General features: G+C 44.9%; 14 protein-coding genes. 5 read left to right on the top strand and 9 right to left on the bottom strand.

Annotated features, from left to right (window positions below):
- Positions 1–394: 394 nt before the first annotated feature.
- The gene (locus LZG72_RS27405; protein WP_233878346.1) at positions 395–2,857 is read left to right on the top strand and encodes a ligase-associated DNA damage response DEXH box helicase; all 2,463 of its coding nucleotides are present in this window, start codon (positions 395–397) and stop codon (positions 2,855–2,857) included.
- A complete protein-coding gene (gene pdeM / locus LZG72_RS27400) occupies positions 2,847–3,488 on the top strand; it encodes a ligase-associated DNA damage response endonuclease PdeM (RefSeq protein ID WP_233878345.1) in 642 nt (213 codons plus the stop codon). Before LZG72_RS27405 ends, pdeM begins: the two co-directional genes overlap by 11 nt.
- A gap of 455 nt (positions 3,489–3,943) precedes the next feature.
- On the opposite strand, the gene LZG72_RS27395 is transcribed toward pdeM, so the two are convergent.
- From LZG72_RS27395 to LZG72_RS27380, 4 genes are all read right to left on the bottom strand, one after another.
- Positions 3,944–4,240: a hypothetical protein gene (locus LZG72_RS27395; RefSeq protein ID WP_233878344.1), complete on the bottom strand. Its 297-nt coding sequence runs from the start codon at positions 4,238–4,240 to the stop codon at positions 3,944–3,946.
- 126 nt (positions 4,241–4,366) lie between these two features.
- Complete coding sequence (locus LZG72_RS27390) at positions 4,367–4,579, bottom strand: hypothetical protein (RefSeq protein ID WP_233878343.1); 213 nt, start codon at positions 4,577–4,579, stop codon at positions 4,367–4,369.
- Between the two features lie 440 nt (positions 4,580–5,019).
- Positions 5,020–5,940, bottom strand: coding sequence for an Abi family protein (locus LZG72_RS27385; protein WP_233878342.1), 921 nt, complete (start codon positions 5,938–5,940; stop codon positions 5,020–5,022).
- Between the two features lie 140 nt (positions 5,941–6,080).
- Positions 6,081–7,013: an alpha/beta hydrolase gene (locus tag LZG72_RS27380; protein ID WP_233878341.1), complete on the bottom strand. Its 933-nt coding sequence runs from the start codon at positions 7,011–7,013 to the stop codon at positions 6,081–6,083.
- Positions 7,014–7,126: 113 nt separating this feature from the next.
- Here LZG72_RS27380 and LZG72_RS27375 point away from each other — a divergent pair, with 113 nt between their 5' ends.
- A complete protein-coding gene (locus LZG72_RS27375) occupies positions 7,127–7,597 on the top strand; it encodes a (2Fe-2S)-binding protein (protein WP_233878340.1) in 471 nt (156 codons plus the stop codon).
- A gap of 1 nt (position 7,598) precedes the next feature.
- A complete protein-coding gene (locus tag LZG72_RS27370) occupies positions 7,599–9,827 on the top strand; it encodes a molybdopterin cofactor-binding domain-containing protein (RefSeq protein ID WP_233878339.1) in 2,229 nt (742 codons plus the stop codon).
- Here the strand turns inward: LZG72_RS27370 and LZG72_RS27365 are convergent.
- From LZG72_RS27365 to LZG72_RS27345, 5 genes are all read right to left on the bottom strand, one after another.
- A complete protein-coding gene (locus LZG72_RS27365) occupies positions 9,820–11,823 on the bottom strand; it encodes a response regulator (protein ID WP_233878338.1) in 2,004 nt (667 codons plus the stop codon). The two genes, LZG72_RS27370 and LZG72_RS27365, sit on opposite strands and share 8 nt — an antisense overlap.
- Positions 11,824–11,849: 26 nt before the next feature.
- On the bottom strand, positions 11,850–12,257 hold the full coding sequence (locus LZG72_RS27360) for a response regulator (RefSeq protein ID WP_233878337.1): 408 nt from the start codon (positions 12,255–12,257) through the stop codon (positions 11,850–11,852).
- A gap of 42 nt (positions 12,258–12,299) precedes the next feature.
- Positions 12,300–13,646 (bottom strand): ATP-binding protein, encoded by a 1,347-nt coding sequence (locus LZG72_RS27355; protein WP_233878336.1) that lies wholly within the window; start codon positions 13,644–13,646, stop codon positions 12,300–12,302.
- 7 nt (positions 13,647–13,653) lie between these two features.
- Positions 13,654–14,778 carry an FIST signal transduction protein gene (locus tag LZG72_RS27350; RefSeq protein WP_233878335.1) on the bottom strand — a complete coding sequence of 375 codons (1,125 nt, stop codon included), beginning with the start codon at positions 14,776–14,778 and terminating at the stop codon, positions 13,654–13,656.
- A gap of 104 nt (positions 14,779–14,882) precedes the next feature.
- Positions 14,883–16,226 carry a deoxyguanosinetriphosphate triphosphohydrolase gene (locus tag LZG72_RS27345; protein WP_233878334.1) on the bottom strand — a complete coding sequence of 448 codons (1,344 nt, stop codon included), beginning with the start codon at positions 16,224–16,226 and terminating at the stop codon, positions 14,883–14,885.
- A 131-nt stretch (positions 16,227–16,357) separates the two neighbouring features.
- On the opposite strand from LZG72_RS27345, the gene LZG72_RS27340 reads away from it, so the two are divergent.
- A complete protein-coding gene (locus LZG72_RS27340) occupies positions 16,358–17,434 on the top strand; it encodes a DUF3500 domain-containing protein (RefSeq protein WP_233878333.1) in 1,077 nt (358 codons plus the stop codon).
- Positions 17,435–17,923: the final 489 nt, after the last annotated feature.

Here is a 17,923-nt window from a genome sequence, read left to right as displayed (position 1 = left end):
CTTTAAAAACTCATCAGTCAACAAATCTTCTGGTCTCATAAACTGTGTTTTGTTAAAAGTAAAAAATCGGAGTTACAAACCCCGATTTAAACTTTACACAGATTTTGAGATAGTGTCCTACACCAAAACCACCAACGGCTGGCTTCACAAATTCAAAATGTGCAAATACCACTAGTAATGCTGCAATCGCACGGAGAATTTGAACACTGTTAAGCATATTAATGTATTTGAGGGATATAGCTTTATATCTGCATATGCTGTTTCGGGAATCGAGTCAATCATGCATTTTGAACAAAATAAGCTACTTTGTTATGCACTGAACAAAATATTGATTTAACGGTAATGGTACAGTATTTTATCGGAATTTAGTCTCACATTTTATTCACTTCATCCTTTGACCAAATCCCGCGGACACATACTTGCTGAACAATGGTTTAAGTCCAAAAAATGGAAATGGGCGACTTTTCAGAAAGAAGCTGCAGAGGCTTATCTGGATGGAAAAAGTGGCCTGGTGAATGCGCCGACGGGGAGCGGGAAAACGCATTCTCTCTGGGTCCCGATTTTGATCCGGCATATGAATGAGAAAGCCAATAAAGACCTCAAAACCAAACGTGGCTTGCAGGTTCTTTGGATCACACCTTTACGCGCGCTTTCCAAAGATTTGTTTCGAAATATGGAAACGGCAGCATTGGAAATGAACCTCACCTGGCGCGTTGGGATCAGGACGGGGGATACCAATCAGAAAGACAAAAACGATCAGAAAAAGCAGATGCCCGATGCGCTGATCATCACGCCGGAAAGTCTCCACATTCTTTTTGCCCAAAAAAACAGCTCTGAAACCTTCAAAAACCTGCATACCGTTGTCGTCGATGAATGGCACGAACTCATGGGAAGCAAGCGCGGGACGCAGACGGAGCTTGCATTGGCAAGGTTAAGAAGCCTCAAACCCGATCTGCAGACCTGGGGCATTTCGGCGACGATCGGAAACCTGGAAGAAGCGAAGCACGTGTTGCTGGGAATGAAGTTTCCGGTTGGTAAATCGGTGGTTATCAAAGCCAATACCGATAAAAAGATTCTAGTCGAAAGCATTATTCCCGAGCGGGTTCAGACCTTGCCGTGGTCGGGTTATATGGGTACGCGGCTGGTGGATCAGGTGGTGGAGGTCGTGAATCAGAGTAAAACCACTTTACTTTTTACAAATACACGTTCCGGGACGGAAATCTGGTACCGGACGATCATTGATAAATATCCGGAATTTGCGGGCATTATGGCATTGCACCATGCTTCTTTGGATCGTGAAATCCGGGATTGGGTGGAGGACGCTTTGCATGACGAAAGATTGAAACTTGTAATCTGTACGGCGAGTCTCGATTTAGGAGTGGATTTCAGGCCGGTGGATACGGTTATTCAAGTCGGCAGCCCCAAAAGCATTGCCCGTTTTATCCAGCGAGCGGGACGTAGCGGGCACCGGCCGGGGGTGGATAGTAAGATCTATTTTTGTCCGACCAATGCTCTTGAATTAATTGAAGCCGTATCACTGCGTGAAGGAGTTGCCAAAAATATACTCGAAGATCGTCCGCCGGTTGCACATGCGTTTGACGTTTTGGCGCAATGGATGATGACTTTGGCCGTGGGCGAAGGTTTCGACGAAGCGCAGTTGTTTGAAGAAGTTTGTGATTCGTACGGATACCAATATCTCAACCGGCAGGAATGGGAGTGGCTTTTGGGGTACATTACCACGGGAAGTTCGTCGCTTTTGGTTTATGATGAATATAAAAAAGTAGAGCGGATCGATGGCCTTTACAAGGTTACCAGTAGGCGCGTTGCATTGCGGCATCGGCTGAGTATGGGCACAATCGTTTCAGAAACAGGCATTAAAGTCAAGTTGCAATCCGGAAAATACCTGGGAACGGTTGAAGAGTCCTTTGTTACCTGGATGAAAACCGGCGACGTTTTTACTTTTGCCGGAATGACCGTCGAGTTTGTCAGACTTCACGAAATGACGGTAACTGTCAAAAAAGCAGAAGGTAAAAAGGGGTTTCTCGTTCGCTGGGCAGGCGGGCGGATGCCGCTATCTTCCCAACTATCCGCATTTATCCGCGAGCGATTGGCCGATGCGATCGAAAACCCACATAAAGAATTGGAATTGGCCAAAATGCAGCCATTATTGGAATTGCAGCGCGACCGTTCCATGATCCCGAAAATGGATGAACTGCTCATCGAACAATGCGAAACGCGCGAAGGTCACCATATCTTTATTTTTCCGTTTGAGGGACGTTTGGTCCACGAAGGCATGTCCATCATTCTTGCATATCGCATTAGTAAGCTGACTCCGATCACATTCTCCGTCGCCATGAATGATTATGGATTTGAGTTATTGAGCGATCAATATGTTGATTTTGAAAAGATTATGAGTGAAATAGATGTTTTTTCAACCAAACATCTCGTCGATGACATTTACCAAAGTGTAAATGCGACTGAAATGGCGAAACGGAAATTCAGGGAAATTGCGGCCATTTCCGGGTTGATGTTTCAGGGTTATCCAGGAAAAAATATGAAAACCCGCCAGTTGCAGGCTTCGAGTTCGCTGCTTTTTAATGTAGTTAGCAAGTATGAAGACAATAATCTGCTCGTCAAACAAGCTTACCAGGAAGTTTTAACTTATCAACTGGAGGAAACCAGGATGCGGCTTGCACTGGACCGGATCGCAAATCAGAAAATTATTGTTAAAAAAACCAGTAAACCTACGCCATTCTCGTTCCCTATCATGGTGGACCGATTGCGGGAACAGTTAACTTCGGAAAAGCTGGATGACCGGATCCAGAAAATGATCAAACAGTACAGTGATGCAGATTGAAATCAGAGAAAACCATTTTATTTTACTCACACAAAAAGCCATTTTTTGGGAAGAAACGCAGACATTACTAATCGGAGACCTTCATTTAGGCAAAATCACCCATTTCCGGAAAGAAGGAATCGCCGTGCCACCCAATGCGATTGAAAACAATTTTAAAAGACTGAACGAGCTAGTTCAAAGTACCGGCGCGACCCGCATTATCTTCCTGGGTGACCTATTCCACGCCCAGTACAATGCAGAATGGGAGCTTTTTAAAAACTGGAGGAACGAGCATCACTACCTTGAAATGCTGATCGTGATTGGTAACCACGATATTTTGCCGGTAAGTCTTTTCCTGGAAGCGGATCTGGCAGTGCATTTAAATGATTTTGAAGAAGGAGATTTCATCTTCACCCACCATCCCAAAGTGGAAGCTATTTCAGACAAATTCATCTTCGCCGGCCACGTGCATCCGGTTTTTACAACCTATGGAAAAGGTCGCCAAAGCGTAAGACTTCCGTGTTTTGTTATTGATAATCACCAGGCGATAGTTCCTAGTTTCGGCGTTTTTACGGGTGGTTTTCAGATGGATCTGGCGAAGAATCGGAAGATTTATATTACTACGGAGACGAAGGTTTTTTCGGTTTGTTAATTCTGTAATTCACTTAATCGTTGCAAAAGCGGAAAATATAGCATCTGTCGGCAAGCATTCTCCCAGCCGCTGAGCGGCTCCCTATTTCTAGCAAAAAAGCCAAACATTGAAATATGGCCCCAGCGGGGCCTCCTGAAACCGGCAATGATCAGGAGGCCCCGCTGGGGCCCATTTATTTTCGGCTAATCGCACTTTCTAGAAACAGGAGGCCCCGCTGGAGCCTGTTTTTCATTTGGGGTTGGATTTTTCTAGAAACAGGAAACCGCTCTGCGGCTACACTTCTGCTCCGCTACCAAGATATTAATAGATTAGAAGTTTATTTCCTTCTTTTTGTTGCTAGGCCGCCGTTGCGAGGTAGTAATTAGGCCCGGTGAGGCCTCTTGTTTCCAGCATAAACAATTAACCGATTTCATGGGCTCCATCGGAGCCTCCTAAGAAACTCAAACGCATTCCAATTACGAGCCAGCCGTCCGGTAACCCACATAACAATCCCCAAGCTTAGCCACCAAAGTCGCTACCCGCAGATTATTCGCAATGTGCACCCGCATTTCCGGAGTCACCCGAGCCAAATTTTCAGTAAATAAAAAATCTTCAATCATCCGGTTGAGCGATCCGACCATTTCGCCACAACCGTCGGTTTGAAAGAACTCATTAATAATCTTATTTTGAGTCATTAATGAGTATTCTTTACGGTTAAAAGCCATTTTTTCGCCATTCGTTTCTTCGTTTGTTGAATCTGAAAGTGTGTTCATTTTTTGTTTTGATTAAATGAATAAATGTGAAAATCTATAATATTAAAGGGGGAATTTTCAAATTCTGGTTTTCATTTCTCAGTGAAATTTGTGCAGTACTGCACAAATAAATTCCAAATAAAAAGCCTATGAAGGCTTGTAAATAATAGAAGTTTTAATCTCAAACTCTCCAAATTCTATGAGAATGTCTCTCATGCGTTTTTCTGAAATTCCTCGGTCATAAGTATAATCCTTCCAGGCTTGTACTGCCTTGCCTTTTTTCAATTCGGGTGATAATGAGGGGTAAACGTTTTTAATCCACCAATCAAATGCCTCAGTTATCGTCTCAAACTTCTTCATTTTTTCAAAGGTAATAATTTGTGCAGTACTGCACAAGAGATTTTAGATTTTTAAATTTGGCCACAAGATAAAACTAACATTTTGAATTACGGTTTTTACAAAAAAATTAGCCGCTCAACCGTCTGGATTTCCAATTACAGATCTGTTGATTTTCCAATAAAACCGACTCAAATAAAAAGTCCTTTAAGACTTTAATGTTATTGAAGTTTTAATCTCAAAATTGCCAAATTCGAGGAAGATGTCTCTCATTCTAGTTTCCGAGATACCTAGTTTATGCGTATAATCGCCAGGCAGTTACCGGCTTCCCTTTTTTTACTTCCGGCGGCAGCGTTGGGTAAATGTTCTTGATCCACCAGTCGAACGCTTCTTTTATTGTTTCAAAAGACTTCATGAAACATATAGGTACGTGTTGGATTCCCAACATGAATTTAGATAATATTTTAAAATGGCTGAGTATCCTCAAATTTCCAAAGAGATTCCTGCTCCCAATTCTCTGCAAATCCCATTGCGTTAGAATCAACATTAGGATACTTTAAAAATAGCGATTTAAGCTTGAACGCAAATCTTGATTTTGGATTTACCGTTTGGAGCAAGTATTTAATCATGCAGAGCACATAGTATGTACGGTCGCTTTTAACATTGGTATTCTTTAACCATAATTTCCTGGGAGATTGAAGAATTTGTGGCTTTATACTCAATGTTCTGTTCCACAGACGAGAATGATGCGCACAAATGTTACGCAAGTAGACGATGCTATGAAGCCAGTTTTCGAATACAGCATCGGCCAATCCAAAGTAATGAGCGATTTCTCTTTTTTCTCTGCTGGGTTTCAATTGGGAAAATAGCTTTGACAAAGTACCGAATGAAATAATTTCCATGATCATCCACGATGGAGGTAGCGGGTCAGAATATTTCAACCTAAAAGCTCTGATGAATTCCTCGTCGCTTCTGTCATATTCCTCTTTCAATTTGACAGCTAATTGCGTTTGAAATTTTTGGGGATTTCTGAATAGTGACAAATCCTCAAACCAAAACCCGCCAAATTTTTGTGAAAGCACATAAATCATTTTAGCTCTGACCGCGACCTCAATTTTCTCTAATTCTGAGATAATTAGAGATCTGAGCTCTCTGTCAAAACAGTATAACTGAAAGGCTGTTTCAAATTGAGCGCCAGGTTTGAAGACATGCTTTTGCTTGTCTGCCAAGAACGGATACCAATACCCGCTAATTCGGTAGTAACTTACACTTTCAAGAATGTGAAGTGCCTTTTTCGGGTTTTCAAAAGTCATTCCCCGGTCAATCAACTGTTGCAGCTGTTGTTGAAATGTAAGTGAGGGCTTGGTATAGTGTGTTTTACCCATTTGCTATAAAAACAAAAAGTTCACCCTAAGCGCCCTGTTCTTACGGGAAGGGGGGTGAACATGTTAATGCAAATCTATGTAAAAAAAGTGATGCTGCAAAAATCTCTGGAATGCAATCGGCCAGCAGCGAATTCTGTTAGTCAATTACCAACTACCCCTTCCTCCCTGCGCGGGTCGCCCCGTTCCTCCCTTATCCCTTTACTCCCCCCAACCCCCGCCAGCCACCCCAAAATCTCCCCATACCGCCCATTCCAGGGATTAAAAAACTGTGTGATCATCGGAACGTGCTTTTTTGTTTTCTGAATGTGATAAGGTGTTCCCGGAGCGTAATCTTGCAATTCTTTGATGAATTTTTCATTGCTTTTCAGGATAGACGGGTAGGTTTTTCCGCCTCGGTAAATGATCATCGGGGGCATGTTTTTGTGTAAATGGTAGAGTGGGGTGGCCTTTTTCCAAGCCTCCGGATTGTTGGTGAATGTATCGAGATAGGTATTGCCGGCCGGAAATTTTTCTTCCATTAAATAGCCGTACATATCCAGCCCGGCGGCGTCGATCAGGATGAGGCCGGCGACTGGGTTTTCAATTTTCTGGTCTTTGAAATACTGGTTATCAATGGAAACTAATGCAGCTAAATGGCCGCCCGCAGAATGTCCGGACAGAAATATACGCTTGGGATTGCCTCCGTATTCCGCGATGTTTTCTTTCACCCATTTTACGGATTTTGCAGTGGATTCGGCCATTTGATCATACCTGGCCGACGGACTGAGCGGGTAGTCGATGATCACGAAAACCACACCTTTTTTCGCCCAGTTACTGCCGATGAAGTTGTATTGTGATTTCTTGCCGGAATTCCAGTTTCCACCGTGAACGAAGATGATCACATCGTGGGGTTCCTTTTTATTTTTTGGGGCAAAAACGCTTAACTGTTGTTCGGCGATGGAGTGCGAGGCGGGCTGATATACGATGTCTTTTGACCTGGAAATCCTTTTGAAAGAACAGCCCGAAAGCGTCAGTAAAAATGCGCCCAAAATGATCGTTAATATGATGAGTGTAACGCGTACTTCGGATTTCATGGAATGGTATTTATCAAAATATACGTGTGGATATAGATTAAAGATTCATGCACAGGCAGTTAAAAAAACAGGCTAGTTGCGTTTTACCAGATATAGGCTTTAACAGGAATGATATGGCGGAACTGATTGAGATTAAAGTGAATGGCGAAAAGCATCGCATTGAGGCTGAGCCGGATATGCCTCTTTTGTATTTACTTCGGAACAATCTGGAATTGAATGGGCCGAAGTATGGCTGCGGGATCGAACGTTGCGGGAGCTGCATGGTGCTGCTGAATGGAAAAGCGCAGCCTTCTTGCGTAATTCCTGGCGCTGCCGCTGCGGTGTATGAAGTGACGACTTTGGAAGGTCTGGCGAAAAACGGCAAGCCGGATCTTGTTCAGGAAGCATTTATTGAAGAGCAGGCCGCGCAATGTGGTTATTGTTTAAATGGCATGATCATGTCAGCCCAAGCATTGTTAGCAGAAAACAAAAATCCTTCGGATATCGAGATTCGTCAGGCACTGAACCGGGTACTTTGCCGCTGCGGTACGCATACCAGAATCATCCGTGCAGTAAAAAGGGCAGCAGCTAAAATGAATGTGTGAGATGAGAAAAGTAAAAAGTTTTTCCGCTACCCGACGTGCGTTTCTCAAAAGTTCAGGGCATTTACTGATCGGATTTCAGCTTTTACCTGCATTGGTTTTTGATCCAAAACAAACTGACATTATAAACAATCCTGTCGCAGATGCAAAGGTGATCGATGCCTGGATCCGGTTTGACACAGCTGGAATTCTTACCGTTATCACCGGGAAAATGGAACTTGGGCAGGGTATCAAAACCGCATTAATGCAAATCGCAGCCGAGGAACTGGATGTCGCAATGAAAGATGTCCGCATTATCATAGCCGATACCGGCCAGACGCAGGATGAACGCTATACCGCCGGCAGCGGTTCCATTGAAGGCAGCGGAAATTCGATCCGCAATGCAGCTGCCGAGGCGAGAAAATATTTGCTCCAACTCGCGGCAAAAGAGTTGAATGCCAAGGTTGAAAATCTCACCGTTTCCAATGGGATTGTTAAATCCACCAACTCAAAAACAATTGCATATAAAGATCTCATAAAAGGAAAGCGACTGGAAACGGAGGTTACGGGAAAGGCGCCTTTGAAAAAACCAGCTGAATATAAACTGATTGGGAAAGCCATTCCCCGCGCCGACATTACGACCATGGCTTTGGCGAGGCAACATTACATTCAGGATCTGCGCCTGCCCGAAATGGTGCACGCAAGGATTTTGCGGCCGCCAGTTTACAATGCAAAACTGGAAATGCTGCCGAAAGAAGAAGTCTCCAAATTGCCGGGCATTTTAAAAATTGTAGTCAATGGAAATTTCGCGGCTGTGATCGCGAGAGACGAATATCAATGCGTCAAAGCATGGAATGCATTGAAGGAAAAAGCGCAGTGGCAAACCAGCCTGATATCACCGTTACCAAAAGAACTTTATGATACCATCCTGAAAACCGGATCAGCGGGGGAGACGGTGGAGGAAAATGCATCTGTGGATAAAAATCTGTCGGAAGCTGCATTTACGCATGAAGCTGTTTACAAAAGACCATATCATATGCACGGTTCCATAGGTCCGTCGTGCGCGATCGCGCTTTGGGAAAATGAAATGCTGACGGTCTGGTCGCATAGTCAGGGAGTTTATCCTTTGCGCAAAACGATTTCGGCCATGCTGGAAGTGCCTGAATCCAAAATCCATATCATCGGCATTCCCGGCGCAGGTTGCTACGGTCATAATGGTGCCGACGATGTAGCCGGAGACGCCGCGTTACTTGCCATCGAAATGCCCGGAAGGCCGGTGCGTGTGCAATGGATGCGGGAAGATGAGCACAAATGGGAACCTTATGGTTCGGCGATGATCCTGCATTTGAAAGGTGGGATAGATGCAAAAGGCAAAGTGAATGCGTGGAAAACGGATATCTGGTCGGATACGCATAGTACCAGGCCGGGCGGAAATGCGGGACATTTGCTGGCTGCGCGGGATTTGGAAAAGCCTTTCAGTTTCAAGTCGGGTGGATTTTCAGGTGGTAGTCATCGGAATTCTGTTCCGTTATACGATTTCCAGGCGAAGAAAATCGTGCTGCATGATTTCAAAGGTCCATTGAGAAGTTCAGCGTTGCGGAGTTTGGGGGCCTATGCCAATATTTTTGCACTGGAATCTTTTATGGATGAATTGGCAGTGAAAGCAGGCAAAGATCCGGTGCAATTTCGGCTGGATCATTTGAAAGATGAGCGGGCGAAGGCTGTTATTAATATGCTAGTGGAGAAAGGAGGATGGAGGAAAGGGAAGGCCCGCGCAGGGAAGGTGGAGAATTTTGGGGAAGGGTTTGCTTTTGCCCAATATAAAAACAATGCGGCCTATTTTGCTGTGAAGGCAGAGGTGAAAATCGATCCGAAAGAAAAGACTTACCGCGTTACCAAACTCACGGGCGTAATCGATACCGGGCAAACGATAAATAGTGACGGTGTGATCAATCAGACTTCCGGGGGGATGATACAGGCCGCGAGCTGGACCATGCTGGAAGAAGTTAAGTATGATCAGAACGGCATTACCAGTACAAGCTGGGAAACGTACCCGATCCTGCGGTTTGAAGAGGTGCCCGATACGGAAGTTTTTATCATAGATCATCCTGACAAAGAACCACTCGGCGCCGGTGAAGCTGCGCAGGGCCCGACATCAGCCGCAATTGCCAATGCCATTTTTAATGCGACCGGAAGTCGTTTGAGAGAACTTCCGCTGTTACCTGAGAAAATTGATTGGGAGAAAATTAGCTGACAACCGCTGCACTGGCTGTTGTTGTGAATGCAAGATGTCTGTTAATCACCCGGATCAGTTCGTCGGCTTTGAAGGGTTTTGTGACAAAATCAGTGAAATTGCAGCTTGCGATTTCCGGGGCGGTTTGGGCGAAAGTATCTGCTGTAAATGCAATCACGGGCACTTTGGCATATTGGGGATAGCTGCCCCTGATTTTTTTCATCGCCGTAATCCCGTCCATCACCGGCATTTGAATATCCATTAAAATCAAATCATACTCACCGCCATCATCAAGGCAATGCAGCACTTCAGTACCATTGTTACAGATCACAAATTTCGCCCCCCATTTTTTCAGCAAATGTTTCAGCAGGATCTGATTGGCGAGTATATCTTCTGCGGCCAGAATGCTATACCCTGTCAATGAGGGAATGTCCGTCGTTTTTGCTTTTTCTTCCCCGACCAACTTGATGGCTTTTCCAAAGTTGAGGACCACTGTAAACAGCGCACCTTCATTGAGTTTACTTTTAGCCGTAATCGTACCGTTCATTAGCTCGGTAATCTTGCGCGTAATGCTTAAACCGAGACCGGTGCCGCCAAAATAACGTGTCGCATTGTTGTGATGGGCCTGCGAAAAACTTTCAAAGATGATACCCAGCTTGTCTTCGGAAATGCCTATTCCAGAGTCGGATACCTCGATTCTCAGATCCACGCTCGATCCATGATCTTTGTGCAGATGCACGGCAACTTTTACAAAACCGTTTTCGGTGAATTTAATGGCATTGCCCACCAGGTTGATCAGGATCTGGTTGAGCCGGTATGCGTCGCCCATAACCATATGCGGCACGTCGTCGTCAAACTGAAATTGCAGGTCTATCAATTTTTCCCTGGCCCGGATCTCGAAGGTTTTGATCAAAAAATCAAGTTTCTCTTTCAAATCGAATTCGAAGTGTTCCAGACCAAATTTCCCTGCTTCTATCTTTGAAAAATCCAGGATATCGTTGAGGATCACCATCAGATTGTCGGCCGAGCTTTTAATCATTTTCAAATATTCCTTATCCTGCCCTGAAAAGTCGCCGTTCAGAAGAATATCTGTGAAACCGATGATCCCGTTCATGGGCGTACGGATTTCGTGACTCATCGTCGAAAGGAAATCCGATTTGATCCGGGTAGCTTCTTCGGCGTCTTTTTTCGCCTGGATCAGTTCCTTTTCAGCTAGTTTTCTGCTTGTAATGTCAATCGCAGTTCCTAAAACTTCCTGCACGGCCCCTTTATCATTTCTCTTAAAAGGGACTTCCCGCGTGATGATCCATACTTCTGACCCATCTTTGTGTTTCAGCCTGAATTCTTTTTCAACCACATCTGTATCCTTCACACTGTGCCGCATATATTGATAGTGCCGGCGGAACGAAAGCTGATCCTGATTGTTGATGATCTTCGTTAATCCGTTTTGGGTATCGGTAATGATGTCTTCTTCCGAATAGCCCAATATTTTCCAGATTTGTTTGTTGTGGAAAATATCCGCCCATTTTTCAATATCAATTACGTAGATGATATTGGGGGATAGTAATGCAATTTTGTTTATAAATTCCTCTTTTTCAGCCAGTTTTAGCTTCGCTTCCTCTCGGCCTTTTTCCACTTCGAGCATTTTTCCCAGCGTATGGAAAGCCTTCCTCAGCTTCTCGGGGGTAATTTCTGATTTTGGAAAATAATCGGTCGCGCCCGCTTTCATCATTTCAACCGCAATTCGCTCATCGCCCTGGGACGTGAGTACGATCACGGGTAAATGCGGCGCCAGCTTTTTGATTTTTTTCAACAATTCCAGCCCGTTTGTTTTTGGGAGCTGGTAATCCAGCAGCACGCATCCTGGCGACCAGGAATCGAGTGTTAACAACGCATCTTCGGCGTATTTGCAGATCCTGACATCCCCGATTTCTACCTGTGACTTACCGATAGCACGAAGCAGGTTCATTGCGTCGATCTCATCGTCTTCAACAAGCAGAATACTGATAGGTGTCATAAAAGGGGAAAATAAGCGGAATGAATTTATTCGGGATACTCGCAGAGTGTCCAGTAACTGTTCAATGTAGACACTGCGGATATAAACCGGTCCATCGAAAGTGGTTTAAGGATATAGCCTGCCACATTCAGGTTGAATGCGTCGATCTTATCGCTGTCCTCATTCGATGTGGTCATCACAAAAACCGATAATGAGCTAAGCTCGGGGTCCTGACGGATCTCTTTCAGAAATTCAATGCCACCCATTTTAGGCATATTAAGGTCTAGAAGCACGATTCGCGGCTTTGGATTATCCGGCGAAGTGGAGCGCAAAACTTCGAGTGCATCGATACCGTTGGATGCTACGACCAGTCGGTTCGAAATGTTGTTTTTCTTGAATGCGCGTTTCACGTTCATCACGTCTACTTCATCGTCTTCTACCAGTAGTATGGTCATCGGAATTGGATTAGAAAAGGACATTTTAGTTAGTTAGCTTGATTACTGAAAAGGGTTATTTTTTAATGATGTTTCTGTTTCTTTCATTTCGTTCTTTGGCCAGGTAAAAATGAATTTGGTACCCTCCTTCATTTTTGATTCGATCCGGATCAAACCGCCTTTTTCATCCAGTATTTTTTTAACAATTGCCAGTCCGACTCCCGTACTTTCTACCTCGTCCCGTGCCTGAAGGGTTTGGAAAATGACAAAGATCTTTTCATGAAATTCCTGAGCAATTCCCGGGCCATTATCAGCTACATGGAACTCATATTTGTTCTCGCATTCCTTCCAGCCGATTTTGATCTCTACTTCGGGCTTATCATTGTACTTGATCCCGTTTGAAATCAGGTTTTGCAGGATTTGGGTCAATGTGATTTTCTCCGTCTCTATATCGAGAGCATCATTTCCTTCCAGGATGAACCGGGTAGTGTTTTTACTGCTAAATGTCTCGCGCAGATCGTCGACGAGGGATTTAATGGTAAATTTCTCTTTCACCGTCTTGATCCTGCCGGCTCTCGAATAAGACAAAATCCCGTTGATCAGACTTTCCATTCGGTGGACGCGGCCCCGCAGAAGCCTAAACTGGTCGGTTGTGTCGCCTTCCAATAAATGGCTGATATCCTCCTCAATCCACTCAGACAAGTTGTTTATCGCGCGCAACGGTGCTTTCAAATCGTGGCTTACTACATATGCGAATTGATCCAGTTCGGCGTTAATGCGTTCCAGATCGCGCATATACGATTTTGATTTTTTCTCCGCCACTACCCGCTCCGTCACGTCGGACAATGTGCCTGTATATCCGATATGCTTGTCGCCCGCGTATTGCCGGGTAAGCGAAATCCCGATCCAAATTTCTGCTCCGGTAGCTGTAAAAACTTTGATAGTAGCTTCTGTTACAGGTAGATCGGAGTTGAACATCGTATAAAGTTCTTCGGCAGAGTCGGCGAAAAAATCAGTCCAGTTACGGTTTACACTTTCGTCTACCCGATACCCGGTGATGGTTTCCCAGGCTTTGTTCAGGTAGGTAATGTTGCCATTTGCGTCGAGCTGTACCAAAACCTCCGTAATGCTGCTGACAACTTCTTCCAGCCTTTTATTGGTCAATGCGGCCTCTTCGGTTTTTTCCTGGGCAATCCTGCTCAGTTCCCGGTTGGCCTTAAATAATTCGCCGGAGCTTTGTTCGAGGATCAGTTCCACGCGCCCAAGATCGTCCTGAAATTCTGAGTAAGCCTGATGAACAGACAACAGAAAATCTTGCATTTCAGGGTGTTCGGCTAACTCGGGCGGCAATGATTTCCGGATCTGGCGTTTGAGCAGCCGGTGATAATTGGTGTCCGTAAGTTCGGGCATATTCATCTTAAGATTCGCTGAAAGTGGTAATGGTCATGGTTTGATTATGCAGCTCGCACAATGCATTCCGGTTGAATGGGGCCAGTTCGCCGTACGAGTAAAACCCGGTAATAACCGGACTGCCCAATACTTCAGATACGCTTTCAACCTCCTCTTCGACCATTTGTTTAAGGACTAATTTTCTACCCACACAGCTAACAAGAAGAGCGAATTCGGGACTGCTGTTTAATCCGTCAGCGGCAGCATGCGCCGCTTCTTCGGCCCCGGTAATGAGCCTGTCGTTATTGGCTTTCATCAGGCGCACAAAAGAACCCTGCGGAATGTCGCCCGCAAAAGTGAGGCTCTTTTCTTCTTCATTAATGCCTAAAATCGTACGTACAACCGGAGCGCGGTCTTCATTATCCCGCATGCTGAGCGGGAAAAGTAATCCCGATGCAGGCAGGTCTTTTGCTTTATCTCCCAAAAAGGATTTATACAAATCGAGGGCAGGCTCGCCGTCAATCTCAAACAATATATTTTCTTTTGAACGGGTTACCAGCCGGTCCAGACCAAAGCTGTCCCAACCTCCGCGAGATCCGAAACCAATTGTCAGATTCTCTCCATAAAACCCGATTGCGGCTACGCTTTCGCTGGTTATTGTCCCATTAGGTTCTACGATCACGGTTTTGGAAAATTGTGACCCGTCGCCCGCCAGCCCGCCGGTCAGTGTTACTTCGGGATCGAGCCCCTGAGTCATTCCTTTTACGAGGTCGGTACCATTTACTTTAAGACCATCTGAAACAACAAAAACGTGTTTCAGGCCATCTTTTGGAAGTTGAGCAACCAATTTTCTTCCGGCTTCAATGCTGCTGAAATCAATGTCGTCCAAAGTAACCTCTGAGCTTTTTACGATTGTTTCATCAAACCGGATCCCCGTGATGATAATGGTGTTATCTTTCACAGAAACGGCGGCGATTTCGCCGGCCGTGGAGCACCCCGAAAAAAGAGCTTGCGGATAAAGTTCTGCCAGTTTTTCGATCACATCACTTTTTTCCAGAAGCTCTCTGTTGCCAAAGACAAAAAACAGGTGCGGGGTAAATGGGAATGTTACGTTCGCGGAGGTACTGGTGTAAACCAATTGTTTAATTTCCATATGAGGGAGTTGCGACTTGTTATTTCGTTCAACAATTTACACAAAAAAATCTTAGACGAATTATTTTTACGTCTATCGGAATGTATATCCAGGAAATTAGTTTTCTATGATATTGAGGGAAAAGAAATTCCCTTGATTTTTCGAAACAATTCAACCGCATAAAGGTCCGTCATACCGGAAACAAAATCCAGAACGGTCTGAATCTTCGAGTAAGGGTCCGTCCTGGAAGTAATGAATTGCTTGGGAATGAGCTCCACCAGTTTCCGGGTATAATGCGAATTGTTATTCAGATAGGCAGGTACGAATTCTTCTAGCAGGCCACCCATTACTTTGTAGCCAGCCACCTCAATCTGCACTACGGAGGCATAATTGTAAATTTTGTTGACGGATATTCTGGCAATTTCTTTCATTGCACTACGGAAAGGCTCGGGAATCCCGTCGATCAGGCTGCGGTTAAAATCTCCATTCAGTATCGTTTTTTGCTCGTCATAAAATAACTCCGAGCATAGCCCGATCAAGGTACTGATCGACTTGGCACGCAGCAAGCTGATCTTGGCGTCATCATCGTCGATTTCAGCAAGCCGGGAAGGCATTTTCGGATCCTGACATAATTGCAGCAAAAGCGTTTCGACATCGTGATAGGAGAGGATTTTGAGCCGGTGCGCATCTTCAAGATCGATGATGTTATAGCAAATATCATCGGCAGCTTCTACCAGATAAACGAGCGGATGGCGTTTGTAAACCAGCGGCGAACCGGTAACCTGATCCATGCCCAGCTCGGTCGCGATCTTCTGAAAACCACTCAGCTCCGACTGAAAAAATCCGTATTTTTTTGTGTAAATATTTGCTTTGTTATGGCCAGCCAGCGATTCGCAGGGATATTTGGCAATGGCGGCTAATGTCGCGTAAGTCAATGCAAAACTACCGTAACCTTTCCCGGCATAAGGATGGGTTAATATCCTGAATGCGTTTGCATTACCTTCGAAATCGATCAGATCTGCCCACTGCGCTTCCGAAACTTGGTTTTTGTACATGAAGCCATCGCCATTGGTGAAGTAATGAGATATCGCAGCTTCTCCCGAATGTCCGAAAGCCGGGTTTCCAAGGTCGTGCGCGAGACAAGCTGCCGAAACGATGTTCCCGATCTCACTGATCAACGGCAATTTTTCATCGACCGCAGCATCGTCTTTTTTAAGTTTGTTATAAAAAATCCGCCCGAGCGATTTCCCGACACTGGCTACTTCTAAGCTGTGAGTGAGTCTGTTATGTACGAAAACACTACCAGGTAATGGGAATACCTGCGTCTTGTTCTGCAATCTTCTGAATGGGGAAGAAAAAATAAGCCGGTCGTAATCGCGCTGAAACTCCGACCTTGCTTCTGCGGGGTCTGCATTGTATTTGTCTTCACTTCCCCAACGTTTTGCGGAGAGCAATTTTTCCCAATTCATGATGTTATAGTTAATCCGGCAAAACTAGTTTGTTTCGATTAATTCCCCAGCAAAGGAATGCATGGTAGTTTCTTGACACCAAATACTTTTCATTTTCTCAGATTGAATCTATCATACCTAAATCAACGAATATGAAAAAGATCGCTTTCGTAGTCTCGTTTTTGACATTGCTTGTTGCTTCGGGCGGCTTTATTAGTAAAGGAAATGCAGGTAACGATGATCGTATCAAAACCAAAAAGGACGAAAAGTTTGCGAAGGAAATGACAGCCGTTGTGCAGGCATTTTTAAAAACACTTTCGGCGGAACAACTAAAAGAAGCCAGCCTCTCATTCTCCGATCCCGCACGGTTCGACTGGAATTTTACACCACGAGCCAGAAAAGGGATTACATTTAAAAATATAAACTCCGATCAGAAAAAAGCGGCGATGAATATGATCAAACTGGTTCTAAGCCAGGAAGGTTATAGCAAAGCCGAGCAGATTATCGATCTTGAAAATGTACTGCGCGTTGTCGAAACCCGGCCCGCAAACGATACGTACCGCGATCCTGAAAACTATGCATTTCTAGTCTTCGGAACTCCCGGCGCGGAACCGTGGGGATGGCGTGTGGAAGGCCATCATTTGTCACTTCATTTTTCCTCTGTAAACGGTGAGGTAACCTTCACGCCGAGCTTCATGGGCAGTAACCCGGGTACGGTACTCGCCGATGTTCCGCAAAAAGGGAAGCGGATTTTGAAGGCGGAACAAGATATAGCATTTGAGCTTTTACACAGTTTAAATGCCGCCCAGCTCGAAAAGGCAAGCATGGGTACCAAAGCCCCGAATGAAATTTTTACGTCCAATTCACGAAAAGCTTCATTGGACAAAATGGAGGGTGTTCCGATGGGTGACATGTCGGCTGCGCAAAAGGCAGTTTTTAAAAACCTGATCATGGAATACCTGCGCCGCTACCATGTTACATTAAAGAACCAGCAATGGGCCGAGCTTGAAAAAAATGATCTGAACAAAATCCATTTCGCCTGGATGGGAGAACAAAAACCCGAAATCGGCTCCGGCCACGGACATTACTACCGCATCCACGGCCCCACATTTCTAATCGAATTCGATAACACACAAAACGGCGGGAACCACATTCATTCGGTAGTAAGAGATCTCACCAGTGATTTTGGAGAAGATTTGCTGAAAATGCATTATGAGAAGGCGCATTAGGTTTTCTCCCCCCAACCCCCTCAAGGGGGCTTTGCATTGTGCTTCATTGGATATTTTTTCTCTATGCGAACAGATGAATCGATGAAAATAAATGTCTCCCCTTCAGGGGCCGGGGGCATTAGCGAGATGCATTAACTCAGTCCAAATGCATTAGGAAGTTGCGCGTTTTCTCCCCCCAACCCCCTCAAGGGGGCTTTGCATAGTGCTTCATTTGGATTTTTTTCTCTATGCGAACAGATGAATCGATGAAAATAAAAGTCTCCCCTTCAGGGGCCGGGGGCATTACCGAGATGCATTACTCTCAGTCGAATTGCATTAGGAAGTTGCGTTTTTTCTCCCCCAACCCCCTCAAGGGGGCTTTGCATTGTGCTTCATTGGATTTTTTTCTCTGTACGAACATATGAATCGATGAAAATAAAAGTCTCCCCTTCAGGGGTCGGGGGCATTACCGAGATGCATTACTCTTAGTCCAATTGCATTAGGAAGTTG

Origin of the sequence: Dyadobacter sp. CY323 (assembly GCF_021390245.1) — a bacterium.
Classification (GTDB): domain Bacteria; phylum Bacteroidota; class Bacteroidia; order Cytophagales; family Spirosomataceae; genus Dyadobacter.
Note: the sequence above shows the minus strand (reverse complement) of the source record. Positions and strands in the feature narration are given on the sequence as shown.

Excerpts from the sequence above, each read along its gene's own strand:
- pdeM (WP_233878345.1), top strand. The coding sequence starts at position 2,847 with ATGCAGATTGAAATCAGAGAAAACCATTTTATTTTACTCACACAAAAA.
- LZG72_RS27395 (WP_233878344.1), bottom strand. The coding sequence starts at position 4,240 with ATGAACACACTTTCAGATTCAACAAACGAAGAAACGAATGGCGAAAAA.
- LZG72_RS27390 (WP_233878343.1), bottom strand. The coding sequence starts at position 4,579 with ATGAAGAAGTTTGAGACGATAACTGAGGCATTTGATTGGTGGATTAAA.
- LZG72_RS27385 (WP_233878342.1), bottom strand. The coding sequence starts at position 5,940 with ATGGGTAAAACACACTATACCAAGCCCTCACTTACATTTCAACAACAG.
- LZG72_RS27380 (WP_233878341.1), bottom strand. The coding sequence starts at position 7,013 with ATGAAATCCGAAGTACGCGTTACACTCATCATATTAACGATCATTTTG.
- LZG72_RS27375 (WP_233878340.1), top strand. The coding sequence starts at position 7,127 with ATGGCGGAACTGATTGAGATTAAAGTGAATGGCGAAAAGCATCGCATT.
- LZG72_RS27370 (WP_233878339.1), top strand. The coding sequence starts at position 7,599 with ATGAGAAAAGTAAAAAGTTTTTCCGCTACCCGACGTGCGTTTCTCAAA.
- LZG72_RS27365 (WP_233878338.1), bottom strand. The coding sequence starts at position 11,823 with ATGACACCTATCAGTATTCTGCTTGTTGAAGACGATGAGATCGACGCA.
- LZG72_RS27360 (WP_233878337.1), bottom strand. The coding sequence starts at position 12,257 with ATGACCATACTACTGGTAGAAGACGATGAAGTAGACGTGATGAACGTG.
- LZG72_RS27355 (WP_233878336.1), bottom strand. The coding sequence starts at position 13,646 with ATGCCCGAACTTACGGACACCAATTATCACCGGCTGCTCAAACGCCAG.
- LZG72_RS27350 (WP_233878335.1), bottom strand. The coding sequence starts at position 14,778 with ATGGAAATTAAACAATTGGTTTACACCAGTACCTCCGCGAACGTAACA.
- LZG72_RS27345 (WP_233878334.1), bottom strand. The coding sequence starts at position 16,226 with ATGAATTGGGAAAAATTGCTCTCCGCAAAACGTTGGGGAAGTGAAGAC.
- LZG72_RS27340 (WP_233878333.1), top strand. The coding sequence starts at position 16,358 with ATGAAAAAGATCGCTTTCGTAGTCTCGTTTTTGACATTGCTTGTTGCT.